At 70.4% G+C, this 11,903-nt stretch carries 10 protein-coding genes; 2 read left to right on the top strand and 8 right to left on the bottom strand.

Annotation, left to right across the window (positions count from 1 at the left end; genetic code table 11):
* Window positions 1-33: 33 nt before the first annotated feature.
* The 3 genes from RTQ83_RS17235 to RTQ83_RS17225 form a co-directional block, all read right to left on the bottom strand.
* On the bottom strand, window positions 34-1,569 hold the full coding sequence (locus tag RTQ83_RS17235) for an FHA domain-containing protein (RefSeq protein WP_312517071.1): 1,536 nt from the start codon (window positions 1,567-1,569) through the stop codon (window positions 34-36).
* Window positions 1,570-1,681: 112 nt separating this feature from the next.
* Window positions 1,682-2,659, bottom strand: coding sequence for a protein phosphatase 2C domain-containing protein (locus RTQ83_RS17230; RefSeq protein ID WP_312517069.1), 978 nt, complete (start codon window positions 2,657-2,659; stop codon window positions 1,682-1,684).
* Window positions 2,660-2,713: 54 nt separating this feature from the next.
* The gene (locus RTQ83_RS17225) at window positions 2,714-4,030 is read right to left on the bottom strand and encodes an MFS transporter (protein WP_312517129.1); all 1,317 of its coding nucleotides are present in this window, start codon (window positions 4,028-4,030) and stop codon (window positions 2,714-2,716) included.
* A 79-nt stretch (window positions 4,031-4,109) separates the two neighbouring features.
* Here RTQ83_RS17225 and RTQ83_RS17220 point away from each other — a divergent pair, with 79 nt between their 5' ends.
* Window positions 4,110-4,577 (top strand): GNAT family N-acetyltransferase, encoded by a 468-nt coding sequence (locus RTQ83_RS17220; protein ID WP_312517067.1) that lies wholly within the window; start codon window positions 4,110-4,112, stop codon window positions 4,575-4,577.
* A 148-nt stretch (window positions 4,578-4,725) separates the two neighbouring features.
* Entirely contained in the window at window positions 4,726-5,394 is a 669-nt protein-coding gene (locus tag RTQ83_RS17215; RefSeq protein WP_312517065.1) for a glutathione S-transferase family protein, read from the top strand.
* 2 nt (window positions 5,395-5,396) lie between these two features.
* Here the strand turns inward: RTQ83_RS17215 and RTQ83_RS17210 are convergent, their stop codons facing one another.
* From RTQ83_RS17210 to RTQ83_RS17190, 5 genes are all read right to left on the bottom strand, one after another.
* Window positions 5,397-6,335, bottom strand: coding sequence for a LysR family transcriptional regulator (locus tag RTQ83_RS17210; RefSeq protein ID WP_312517063.1), 939 nt, complete (start codon window positions 6,333-6,335; stop codon window positions 5,397-5,399).
* Between the two features lie 100 nt (window positions 6,336-6,435).
* Window positions 6,436-6,900 (bottom strand): SH3 domain-containing protein, encoded by a 465-nt coding sequence (locus RTQ83_RS17205; RefSeq protein WP_312517061.1) that lies wholly within the window; start codon window positions 6,898-6,900, stop codon window positions 6,436-6,438.
* 7 nt (window positions 6,901-6,907) lie between these two features.
* Window positions 6,908-8,464, bottom strand: coding sequence for a hypothetical protein (locus RTQ83_RS17200; protein ID WP_312517059.1), 1,557 nt, complete (start codon window positions 8,462-8,464; stop codon window positions 6,908-6,910).
* The gene (locus RTQ83_RS17195) at window positions 8,434-10,803 is read right to left on the bottom strand and encodes an FtsW/RodA/SpoVE family cell cycle protein (RefSeq protein ID WP_312517057.1); all 2,370 of its coding nucleotides are present in this window, start codon (window positions 10,801-10,803) and stop codon (window positions 8,434-8,436) included. The genes RTQ83_RS17200 and RTQ83_RS17195 overlap by 31 nt, the downstream gene beginning before the upstream one ends.
* Window positions 10,800-11,780, bottom strand: coding sequence for a protein kinase domain-containing protein (locus tag RTQ83_RS17190; protein ID WP_312517055.1), 981 nt, complete (start codon window positions 11,778-11,780; stop codon window positions 10,800-10,802). Before RTQ83_RS17190 ends, RTQ83_RS17195 begins: the two co-directional genes overlap by 4 nt.
* Between the last annotated feature and the right edge of the window lie 123 nt (window positions 11,781-11,903).

Raw genomic sequence — 11,903 nt, 5'->3', positions numbered from 1 at the left:
TGCTGCGGCCATAGCGCCGCTCGTTGCGCAGGATCAGGCTTCGAGCAAGGCCGCCGGCACGCCGCTGCGGCGTTCGCCCGACTGGCGCCGGCTGACCCGCGTTTCCGGATAGGCATTCGGCGTGAAACGTGCGCCGGCACCGAAGCCGGTGAATGCCAGGCGCTCCAGGTCAGCGCCCGGCGCCAGCGGCTGTTCCTGTCCGCCGGCGCGGTCGAGTTGCCAGAAGCCGCCGTCGCGGTGGAACAATACCGGCAGGCCGGCGGCGCGCGGCATCACGTTCGCGCGTGCGATGTCACGTGTGTGCGGCGCGCATTCCGGCGCCATCAGATAGAAACATTCGGCGCGCGCGCCGGCATCCAGCCGGTGCAGCACGACCGCGTGCGGCAGCAGGGCGGTCACTTCCAGTGTGACGATGCCCTTGATGCTGGCCGTGAATTCGATGCGCATCCCGGGGCGCAGCAGGGTCGGCAGGTGCTTGCCCGGCCACACGCCGTCGAGCAGCAGGCCGTAGCGCGACACGTCTTCGATCTCGAAACCGGAGCGTCCGCACCGGATGATCGCGTGGCGGCCCGACAGGCGGCGCGTCAGCCCGCCGCGCTCTTCGCCGGCCTCGCCGTGGTGCGCCAGGAGCAGGTCGGCTTCCGGTTCGATCGCCTCGAAGCGGCCCAAAACACACTCGTCGAGCGCGAACAGGCGCACATGGCGCTGGGTGCTGGAGTCGGCTTCGGCATGCACCAGGCAGGCGCTGCTGGCGGGACAAGGATGTTCGCCGGCCGCGTGCGGCAGGTCGATTTCGATCAGGTCTTCGTCCCAGGCGATGGTCGAGATGCCGAGGTCGATCTTGCCGCCGTCGCCTTCCAGGTTCAGGTGTGCGATCGAGGCGTTGCGCGCGGTGACGTCGATGTCGATGCGCCCGCCGCCCGGCGCGTTGACGCGCGCGATGCCGGCGTCGTCGGCCGTGACGCGCACGTTCTTGTGGGTGGCGAGGAAGGTCTGGTGGATCTCGGCCAGGCCGGCATCGTGGCGCGGCACCAGGATCACCGGAGAACAAACCCAGGTGCGGCTGGCGCCCGGCGCGTGCGGGTGGCGGCTGTGCAGTTCGATCTCGATGCGGTGCTGGCCGTGTTCGACGCCGCGCGAGGAAAACTCGAGGAACAGCAGGCGCCATTCGCCGCGCGTGGTGCGCTGGAACACGTAGCTGGCGCCGCCCTGCAGCCGCAGCGAGGAGCGCACCAGCATCCGCACTTCGGATGCGCAATCCATCGGCATGCCGCGCAGTTCGAGGCGGATCGCCTGGCGTCCGCCGGCGGCGCGCGGGTCGAAGCCGCTGATGTGCAGTTGCGGGCGCTGCAGGCCGGGCTGGGACGCTGCGGGTATCGGGCCGATCACGGTGTCGCGCCGCGCGCGCACGTTGCTGAGGGCTTCGTAGCCCGTCGGCAGCGCAATGGCCGATGCCGGCGCAACATCCTTGGTCGCCTCGGGCTGCGCATGGCCGTGCTCGCACACGGCGTCGCCGGGCATGACCCAGACGGTGCAGTGCGGATACTCGGGATTGCGGCAGCGATTCATGTCAGGGCGACAAGTAAAAGGAGGTTAAGGGCGACAGCAGAAGCTTAGCCTGTTTTGGGCATCGGTGGCGCACCGACTTCGTTGATTAACAACATTATTTTTCCGAAAGGCATTAATTTTCGGCGTCGACCGGAAGCACGGTTTCATCCAGCGGCTGTGGCAGCGGCCGCAGCACCAGCGCGGTGAGGTTGTCGGGTTGCAGCCCGGCGGGCGGATCGGCATCCAGCGCCGCGAACAGCCGCTCCACCAGCGTGGCCGCGTCTGGAGTGTTGTCCAGCAGCGCCGGCCAGCGTCCGGTGACCCGCTCCGGATCGGCGCACGACCAGAAGCCGTCGGTGGCCAGCAGGTAGGCGGCCCCGGCCTCGACCGGCAGCAGGCGGCGGTCGGGCAGGTGCGCGAGCCAGGCCGGCAGCTTGTCCGGCGTGAGCGCGAACAGCGGATCGGACAGGCGCGCCGGATCGGCGAAGGCGTTGCCGAGGATGAAAGCCTGGGCGATCTGGGGCGCGTGGCGGCCATACACCTGGGCCTGCCAGCCGGCCTGGTCCAGGCGCCCGGCGAGGGCGGCGACGGTGGCCGGCACATGGTCGACGGTCAGGGGCGTGGCGCCGTCGCGTGCCAGCCGGTACAGGCGCGAATCGCCCACGTGGTACAGCAGCGGGGCGCCGTGCGGGCGCAGTTCGAGCAGAGTCAGGGTAGTGCCGGGCCGCGCGGTGCCGGCGGCATCGGCGGCAAGACGCGTTTGCAGGTCGGCGTGCACCGCGTCCAATCGGCCGCTCAGCTCGTCGAGCGAAGCGCAGGGCGGCATCTCGAGCAGCGCCTGCGCCACCGCTTCGGCCGCTTCGCGTCCGTGGCCGTGGCCGCCCATGCCGTCAAGGACTGCCAGCCGGCCGTGTCCCGTGGGCCAATGGGCCAAGGAGTGGTGCTGCGGCTGCCCGTCGCGCAGCAGGCAGGCGCGGCCATCGAAATCGATGACGACGAAATTGTCCTGGTTCTCGGCGCGGGTGGCGACGCCGGGCGCGTCGATGCCGATGCGGCTGGCGACGGCGACGTCGAAACAGGGGGCGAAACGGAAAGCGGTCAGGGCTGGCATTGGCGGCTGGAATGGTGCGTTGGCGCTACTGTACACCGTCCGCCGCGCTAGTCCCTAGATCGGGTGCCTGCTTCTGCCCTTCATCAGCACCAGCGCATTGAGCATCACGCAGGCGCCGGCCGCCGCCAGCGCCGCGCGCACGCCCCAGGCGTCGGCCACGCGGCCCCAGAACACGCTGCCGGCGACATAGCCGCCCGACATCACGAACAAATAGATCGACAGCGTGCGCGCCCGCACCTCGGCCGGGAACGACAGCTGGGCCGCCGCGTTCAGGGTCGAGACGGTGGCCGACCACGCCATGCCGCCGCACACGATCAGCGGCATCAGCAGCGCGAGCGAACGCGTCAGCGGCATGGCCATCAGCATTGCGCCGTACACCAGCAGCGCGCCGGCCAGCACGCCGGTCTTGTCGACCCGCGCGCGCACCTGCGGCAGGAAGAAGGCGGCGATCACGGCGCCGCCGCCCAGGCAGCCCATCAGGGTGCCGTACACGCCGGCGCGCATCTGCAGCACGTCGCGCACGAACACCGGCAGCAGGCTGGCGAAGGCGATGGTGGCGAAGAATACCGAGCACACATTGCGCAGGATGCGGCGGTAGCGCGGGCAGCCGAGCGCGCTCGCCACGCCCAGTCTGAAGCGTTCGCCGAAGGCCGCGCGCGCCACCGGCTGCGGCGTGCCTTCTTGCCACCAGTGCCAGTAGACGAACAGCAGGCCGGCGAACGACAGCGCATTGGCCAGGAACAGCGCGCCCGGCCCGATCCAGCCGAACAGCAGGCCGCCCAGCGCCGGGCCGAGGATCGCCGACAGGTTATACGACAGGTTGTTGAGCGTGGCGGCGGCTTCGACTTCGTCCGGCTCGACCAGGCCCGACATCGCGGCCTGCCACGCCGGCAAGATGAAGGCGGTGCCGATGCCGAGGCAAAAGGTGATCGCCAGCACCGGGCCGCTGGACACCTTGCCGCTCCAGACCAGCAGTGCCATGGTGCCGGCACACAGGGCATTGAACAGGTTGCAGAAGAACAGGAACTTTGGCCGGTGCACCGCGTCGGCCAGTACGCCGGCGAACAGCGCGAACAGGAACACCGGCACGTAGGTCGCGGTCTGTACCAGCGAGGTGATCGAGGCCGAATTCGAGAGCGAGGCCACCAGCCAGGCGGCGGCGAAGGTCTGGGTCCAGGTGCCCAGGTTCGACACCAGGTTGGCCAGCCAGATGCGGCGGTAGCGCGCGTGGCGCAGCGGCTGGGTCAGTGGAATCTTGCGGCGCGCAGAGGTTGGCGCGGGAGCAGTGCCGGCCGCGCCAGCGGTGGCATTCGGGAGTGCGAAGAAGCTGACTTTGGGCATGGTCAGACCATGGTAGGTCGAGGCCGTCATCTTGGTCAAGAAAATTGCCTTGCAGAAAGCATGGCCTGTGGTATGTTTACATCCCCTTCGATCTGCGTCAATACACGTCATGGATATCCGACCGTTGGTCAATGCCGACATTGCGGCCATCGCAGCGCTGTTGCAAACGCTGTCGCGGGAGTTCATCGTGCACGAGTCGTCGCCCGAAGGCGCCTCCACTTTCCTGGCCGAGAACAACGAACTCGGGATCCGCGGCTACGTGGCGCGCGGCCACGCCTATCACGTGGCGATCGTCGACGGCGAGCTGGCCGGATTCGTTGCGGTGCGCGACAACAGCCACCTGTTCCACCTGTTCGTGGCCAAGGAGCGCCAGGGACAGGGCATCGCGCGCCGGCTGTGGGAAGTGGCGCGCGCTGCAGCCGTGGCGCGTGGCGGCGACGGCGCCTTCACCGTCAATTCATCCAACCACGCGGTCAGGGTGTACGAGTCGTTCGGCTTCGTGCGCGTCGGACCGACCCAGTGCGCCAAGGGACTGTACTTCAACCCGATGCGGCTGGCCGCCGACGACCCGGTCTGACGTCGCCGGTTTCCAGGTTTATTCCCGGTTCGAATAAGTCTCATGCCCCGAGGGGCTCTTCTGCCGCAAGAGGATGGCGGATATCGTTGATCCCGTGTCAGCGGCAACCGTGCCCTGGCATCGTCAACATCACCATCTGGGATAAAGCATGACCATCAAAATCTATGGCGACCTCGGTTCGGGCAGCCTTCGCCGCGTCGCGGCGGCGGCCAACATCATGGGCATCGAGATCGAGCGTATCGATGTCGACCTGTTCAAGGGCGAAAGCCATACGCCGCAATTCCTGAAACTCAATCCGCACGGCCTGACGCCGGTCCTGCAAGAGGGCGACACCGTGATCTGGGAAGCGTCCGCGATCAACATCTACCTGGCCGAGAAAGTCGGTTCGCCGCTGCTGGGCCGCAGCGCGAGCGAACGCTATCAGGTGCTGCAATGGATGTTCTGGTCCGGCGAGCAGTGGCGCGTGTTCTCGACGCTGCTGTTCAACGAGCGCGTGGCCGGGCGCGCGCTGGGCAAGGCCGAGGATGCGGCGATCGTCGATCTGCTGCTCGCGAATATCCGCGCGGCGGCGTCGGTGCTCGACGCCCATCTGGCACAGCGCCAGTTCATCGTCGGCGACGCGCTGACGCTGGCCGATATCGATATCGCAGCGCCGTTCTCGCAGGTGCTGCGCACCAAGGCGCCGCTGGCCGAGTTCCCGAACCTGTGGGCCTGGCAGCAGCGCCTGCTGGACACGGTGCCGGCCTGGACCGAGACCAGGCGCGACCTGGATGAGCGGATGGACACCTTCCTGAACGGTATCGGCATCACCTTCTGAGTTCAGGCCACGCACTGGGCGCAACGAACGCGCCTGCAGCGCACCCCGTACCGGGTTGCGGCCAGCTGCTCCTCGACGAAGGCGATGAAGGCACGCGCCTGGGGGCTAGCATGGCGCGCGCCGCCCGGCAGCACCACCCACAGGTCGAGGTCGGGCAAACGCCAGTCGCCCAGCACTTCGACCACCTGTCCGCTGTCGAGCGCATCTTCGAGAATCCATTCGCTGGCAACCGCCAGACCCAGGCCTGCCAGCACCGCGGCGCGCAGTCCTTCCAGTGCGCTGATGCGCAGCCGCGGCTGCAGCACCACCTCGGTCGGGATGCCGTCCCTGGTGAAGGTGACCTGCTCGCCGCCTTCGCCGCGCGCCAGGACGATGGCGGCGTGCCCGGCAAGGTCGCCCGGCTGCACCGGTGTGCCATGGCGCGCCAGGTAGTCCGGGGAGGCGACCACGAGGCGGCGGCATTGGCCGATCTTGCGCGCGGTGAGGCTGGAACTGGCCAGCCTGCCCATACGCAGGGCGACTTCGGCGCCTTCTTCCACCAGGCCGATGTTGCCGTCATCGAGCAGCAGGTCGATGCACAGCTGCGGATGCTGCTCCGTGAACAGCGGCAGCCTGGGGATGATGTGCTGGCGCATGAAGGTGATGGTGCCGCTCACGCGCAGCGTGCCGGTCAGGGGCGCGTTCTCGCCCCTGACCGCCTCGAGCGCCAGGTCGGCTTCGTCGAGCGTGCGCAGGGCGTGTGCATAGAATCTGTGGCCGGCGTCGGTCGGCGCCAGGCCGCGGGTCGAGCGCAGGAACAGTTGCACCCCCAGCTCCTGCTCCAGCTGCGCCACCGCCTTCGAGACCGCGGGCTGGCCCAGATTCAGGTCCTTGGCGGCGGCGCTGAACGAGCGCGCCTCGTAGACGCGCACGAACGAACGCATGCTGCTGATCAGGTCCATCGCGATTCGATTCCGGAATGATGAAAAGAGCCGCGAGCATACGTTGCCGGCCCCCTGAAATCAACCGGCGAACCCATTCGACATCGCACTGTGCGCATGGTCAGCGCGGCTGCCCCTCGTCGGCGCGCCGCAGCCACAGGCTGCTGGCCCAGCCTTCGACCGCTTCGCCGTCGACCGTGCCGCGCACCTGCCACCAGTCGCCGTCGCGGCGCCCGGTGGCGGTGACGCGGCTGCCGGCCGGCACCACCAGCAGCCGTTCGGCATCGATGCCGCCGGCCACGCGCAGGTTGAGGGCGTCGTGGACGCGGTAGCGGGCGCCGGGCACCGGGGCATCGCTTGCCGACGCCAGCACCGGCACCAGCTGGTCGGACGCCATGGTCGCCGCCTGCGGTGGCCCGAACAGCGCCAGCAGCGCCGCGCCGACCGCCAGCGTGCCGCCGGCCAGCAGGCCCGCCGCGCGTGCGTTGGGCCGGCGCCACCAGGAGCGCGGCGTCAGGCGCGCGCAGGCGCACAGCGTCAGCATCAGGCCGGCGCCAAAGGCCGCGACGTGAAGAAGGGACGGCATGCGGTCCTCAGGCGTCGAAGCGCAGCACGTAGTGGCCCGCCACCAGGTGGTGTCCCGGCGGGATCAGATACGGCGCGTCATCGGTGGCGCGCTCGATCTGGGCCACCAGCACCAGCTGCTCGTCCAAATGGTACAAGGCCTGGGTTTCAGACTGGCGCGCCACGCGCAGGCCGTCGGACGTGGCTTCCCAGCTGAAGGCGTTGCGCGACAGGCCGAGGCGGTCGGCGCTGGCGGCGCTGCCGTCGCCCTGGCGCAGGTATGCCGGCGTGTCGAGCACGCGCAGCGCGTTCAGGGCCGGCATGCCGCGTCCGAACACCAGCCGTGTGCCCGGCAGCGCCGCCTCCGACGGGCCTTCCGGCAGCACCAGCAGCGCGCTGTAGCGATCGGCCAGCTGCGCCGGGGCGGCGAGCAGGCGCACGCTGGCGTTCTCGATCGGCGCGAACTGCGACGGCACCGTGATGCGCTGGCGCCCGGCGGGGGTAATTGCGTGCAGTTCGTCGGCTTCGTCGACGGCGAAGCGGATCACGTTGTCCTTGCCCGGTGCGCTCGGCAGCAGCTGGCCGTTCAGGCCCACTTCCAGCGCCTGGGCGCCGGTGTCGCGGTAGCGGCTCAGGCGCGGCAGGGCCAGCGCGGCCAGCGTGATACGGTGGCGGGCGACCGGAGCGAAGGTGGCGTCGGCTTCCGTCGCCGGGATGGTGGCCGGCTGCGGCGCGGCCAGCGGCATCGCGGTCATGTCCGGCGCCGGTGGCGTCACGCTGCGCGCTTTCCACACGGCCGGGCTGCGCTGCGGTGGGGCGCTGCGGGCTGCTGCGGGAGCGGAGGCTGTCGCCACCGGCATGCGCGCGGCGCCGCTGCGCTCGATCTTGAGCAGCAGGCGCTGGGCGCTGGCGCCCTTGCCGCGCAGGACGTAGTAGCCGTTGGCGGCGTCGAAGCGGCATTCGAAGCTGTCCTTCGGGCGCACCTGCAGTTCGAGCGGCGCGTCCGGGCCGTCGTTGACCAGCAGCAGGCCGGCGTCAAGGCCGAATGGCCAGCCGGGGGCACCGAAGGTGGCGCTGGACGCGTCCAGGCCGACCAGGGTCAGGCGCTGGTTGGGATAGATCGCGCACACCGGCTGCCAGATCGCGCTGTCGCGCGAGGCGGTCACCGTGTACTGCACCTGTTCGCCCGGCGCAGGCAGGTACACCGCGTGGCCGAACTTGACCTTGACTTCGCCCGGCTCGATGTCGTCGCTGCCGACCACGTGGTAGCGCACTTCGTCGCCGCCGAGCAGGTCGCCGAAATCCTTCTGGTGCAGCGCCGCCAGCGACTGCGCCAGGTCGCGCACGCGCGCGCCGCGGGTCAGGTGGCGGTCGTCGTCGAGTTCCTCCTGCGGCAGCATCAGGGTGACGTGCGAGAAGCAGCGGGTGGCGGCGCGTCCGCGCTGCTCGCGCGGCGAGCGCTCCAGCAGGTCGCGCAGCAGCGGGCGGCGCGCGAAAAGCGACAGGCCGGGCGCCTGCCACAGCGCGTCGGCATTGAACACGTCCTGGACCTTGCCTAGGACTTCGTGTTGGACATAGACCGGCATGATGGATTCTCCTCGTGGAATTGGGCGCTCGCCATGCCGAACGCTAGCAGGGGGCAGATGAAAAACACCAGGTGCGAGCCGCCCGACGACAGGAAGCTCATCGGCTGGCCCATGATCGGGAACATCGCCAGGTTGGTACCCCAGGACAGCAGCAGGTGGCCGGCGATGAAGGCGGCGCCGCCGACCAGCAGGAAGCACTGAAAGCGGCCCAGCCAGGCGCGCCGGAAGTCGCCGCCGCCGGCCGCCTGGCGCCAGGCGCCGCCCGCGACCCGCAGCAGCGCCACCAGGAACAGCGCCTGCAGCGTCCAGAACGCGAGGCCGCCGGCCAGGCCGTGGCGGTGCAGCAGGAACGAGGGCGCGAAGTCGTCCTGGATCGCGGGAATCGCCAGCGCTTCGCCGGCAGCGCCGCCCAGCGCGGCGATGCCGAACAGGCCGTCGGACCCGGACCAGCCGCCCTGCTTGACAACACGCGCGCCGAGCAGCATCTGCTGGCCGGTGTGCGGGTGCACTTCGGGATCGCTCCAGACCTGGAAGCGTTCCGGATAAAAACCGAGGCTGCCGAGCGCTTCGCCGCCGGTGCGGATCACCGCGCCGCCCGCCACCAGCAGGCACAGCGCAACCGCCAGCGAAGCGAATGCCGCACGCCGTCCGCCGGTGGCGCACCAGGCCAGCGCCATCGCGCCGCTCCATACCAGGAGCAGCACCAGCGGCGAGTAATCGTCGACCCGCACCAGGGCCGCGGCCAGCAGGAACACGAACAGCAGCACCGGCGCCGCCATGCGCAGCCAGAAGCGCCAATTGTTCAGCATGCGCCGTTCGTGGGCGCCGCGGCCGGCCGCCAGCGCCAGGCAATGGGCGGTCAGGGCGGCCAGCGCGAACTTGGCGAATTCGAACGGCTGGATGTCGAACACACCGGTCTCGCCGCCAAAGCACACCTGCAGCAGCAGACCGCACAGGGCAACGCCGGCCAGCATCAGCAGTACGCGCTCGGTGACGGGGCGCGATACGTCGCCGCGTGCCACACAGCCGAGCAGCAGGAGCGCGCCTGGCAGGGCCAGGGCGAGCAGGGCGGCGCTGTTCTGGAAGTGGCGCAGCCAGCCGGTATCAAGCGCGCCCAGGCCCATCTCGAGCTGCACCAGCAGGCCGGCGCCGAGCAGCAGCACGGCGCTCAAGGGCAGCAGCGAAGTACGGCGCGGCCACAGCAGGGCGAGCCAGAGCGCGCCCCAGGCCAGCAGCAGCGAGATGCCGGCACCCGGCGCGCCGGCGCTGCGCTGCGATACCAGGATCAGCATCGCGGCGGCGGCCAGGTGGGCGGCGGCAGCCACCCGCGCCAATTCGGCGCGCGCCACGCCACGGCCGGCGCCGCGTCCGGCGCGGCGGATCAGCGGCAATGCGGCCAGGCCGCCGGCCAGCAGCACCGCCAGCGCGGCGGCCCAGGCGATCGGGGGCGGCGACGGCAGCGTCCACATGGCGCGTTCGCGCCAGACGCGCTGCAGGCCGGCCGGCGCCTGTGCATCGGGAGTAGGGGACAGCGCAACCTGCCCGGAAGGGTGCAGGCGCAGCGTGTCCCCGGTACTGTCGATGGCGAACGCGGTGCGCCCAAACGCGAAGCCGTCGGCGCCGTGCAGCGGCAGGTCGCGCCGCGCTGCATCCTGCCAGCCGGCCTCGCTACCTGCCAGCACCGGCTGGGCGCCGCGCGCGGACAGGGCGATGCGGCCGTCGTCCAGGCGCAGCAGCGACGCGTGGCCAGGTTCGATCGCGGCGGCGGCGATGCGGTTGCCGCACATTAGGTTGCCGCCGATGACGAGCGGACGGGCCAGCGTCAGCGATTGCGGCAGCCAGCGGTTCCAGGCTGCGACCAGGCGCGCCGACAGCAGGGTGTCGGGACAGGCATCCTGCACCTGGCCATCGCGCAGGACGGCGGCGCCGTCGTAGCGCCAGGTGTGCGCGCCGTCGTTCAGCGTGACGTACCCATCGCCCGCGTCGATGACGGTGAGCGCGGCGGCGCCGGCGCGCAAGACCTGGCCGGCGGTGAGTATCAGTTCGCTGCTGCGCAGGCGCGCGTCGCCCTGGCGCAACACCACAGGCTGCGCCGGCTCGCCGTTGCGCAGCAGCCAGGCGCCGTTATGGTCGCGCTGCAGCAGCAGCTGGCGCGGCGCGGCGCGTGGCGCCGACAATTCCTGGCGCCCGAGCACGATCGATTCGCCGGGACGCAGCGTGATGTCGATCCGGGCCGGCAGCCAGGCCTGCGGCGTGCGCAATATGGCGAGTAGCTGCAGCGCGCACAGCAGGGCCAGCAGCGTGGCGGCGAGCAGGGCGCCGGGCGCCAGGCGCTTCATGCCGCACTCCGCATGTTCAGCCAGTGGATGCCGGTGTCGAGCGCACGCGTCGCGTCCTGCAGCAGGCGGCTGATCTCGAGCGCATGCTGCGGACGGTCGGCAGGGCGCTCGGCCAGCAGGCGCCGCAGCAGCGCCAGGCCGGCGCCGCCGGCCGGGCCGAGGCGCTCGGCGAACAGGGCGGCTTCGTCCGCCTGCAGCACGGCGGGACGGGCGCGTCCTTCGGCCAGCAATGCGGCCGGCGCTTCGCGGCCGTGCACCTGCCAGGCCTGGCCACAGGCGGCGCTGTAGCGCAGCAGTTTTGCGCTGACCAGGTAGTAGAACAGGGCGCCGAGCGCGAAATAATCGGTGCGCGCTTCGGTGGCGTAGCCATCGCCATCATCGCCGGGGAAGAACTGTTCCGGCGCCTGCCAGTTGGCGGTGCCGGCGTAGGTGTGGGCGCGCAGGTCGTCCAGGCGCCGGTTGGTGCCGAAGTCGGCCAGCTTGAGGAGGTTGCTGGCGCGGTCGAGCAGCAGGTTGCCGGGTTTCAGGTCGAGGTAGCGCCAGCCGCCGGCATGGACCTTGGCCAGCGCCTGATTGACCTGGCCGGTCCAGTCCAGCGCCTGGCGTGGCGAGACCGCGCGGCCGGCGGCTTGTTCTGCCGCCAGGTGGGCGGCCAGGTCGCCGTCGAGCAGTTCCAATGCCATGGCCGGCATGCCGAGGTGGACGCCGTTGTCGAGCAGGCGCACGATGTGGCGCCCGTCCCACGGCGCCAGCGCGCGCAGGAAGGCGATCTCGTTAGCGGCGCTGGCCAGCCAGCGCTCGCGCAGCGGCTGCGGCGCGCGCGCCATCTGTTCCTGGTTGACCAGTTTGACGGCGACGCTGCCATTCGCCTGCAGCGCGTCGGCGCGCCACACCACGCCATAGGCCGAACCGGCCAGCGCTTCGCGCAAGCGGTACTGGCCGCCGGCCAGCGAAATGACGTCACCTGCCTGATACATGGTGTCCTCCGACGTGGCGCCTGGCGCCGATGCCGGGAACTAGCAGGGGGAGCGAGAAAGCGGACGAAGAAAGTGGACTAAGAAAGCGGACGAAAAAAAGCCGCGCTGGATGCGCGGCTGGCG

The organism is Massilia sp. (assembly GCF_031995545.1).
In the GTDB taxonomy this organism is placed as follows: domain Bacteria; phylum Pseudomonadota; class Gammaproteobacteria; order Burkholderiales; family Burkholderiaceae_D; genus Telluria.
This window is presented reverse-complemented; position numbering and strand designations above follow the sequence as displayed.

What these genes read in the sequence shown, in the direction of transcription:
- RTQ83_RS17205 (WP_312517061.1), bottom strand. Translation starts at nt 6,900, where the DNA reads ATGCCGTCCCTTCTTCACGTCGCGGCCTTTGGCGCCGGCCTGATGCTG.
- RTQ83_RS17195 (WP_312517057.1), bottom strand. Translation starts at nt 10,803, where the DNA reads ATGAAGCGCCTGGCGCCCGGCGCCCTGCTCGCCGCCACGCTGCTGGCC.
- RTQ83_RS17230 (WP_312517069.1), bottom strand. Translation starts at nt 2,659, where the DNA reads ATGCCAGCCCTGACCGCTTTCCGTTTCGCCCCCTGTTTCGACGTCGCC.
- RTQ83_RS17235 (WP_312517071.1), bottom strand. Translation starts at nt 1,569, where the DNA reads ATGAATCGCTGCCGCAATCCCGAGTATCCGCACTGCACCGTCTGGGTC.
- RTQ83_RS17190 (WP_312517055.1), bottom strand. Translation starts at nt 11,780, where the DNA reads ATGTATCAGGCAGGTGACGTCATTTCGCTGGCCGGCGGCCAGTACCGC.
- RTQ83_RS17220 (WP_312517067.1), top strand. Translation starts at nt 4,110, where the DNA reads ATGGATATCCGACCGTTGGTCAATGCCGACATTGCGGCCATCGCAGCG.
- RTQ83_RS17210 (WP_312517063.1), bottom strand. Translation starts at nt 6,335, where the DNA reads ATGGACCTGATCAGCAGCATGCGTTCGTTCGTGCGCGTCTACGAGGCG.
- RTQ83_RS17215 (WP_312517065.1), top strand. Translation starts at nt 4,726, where the DNA reads ATGACCATCAAAATCTATGGCGACCTCGGTTCGGGCAGCCTTCGCCGC.
- RTQ83_RS17200 (WP_312517059.1), bottom strand. Translation starts at nt 8,464, where the DNA reads ATGCCGGTCTATGTCCAACACGAAGTCCTAGGCAAGGTCCAGGACGTG.
- RTQ83_RS17225 (WP_312517129.1), bottom strand. Translation starts at nt 4,030, where the DNA reads ATGACGGCCTCGACCTACCATGGTCTGACCATGCCCAAAGTCAGCTTC.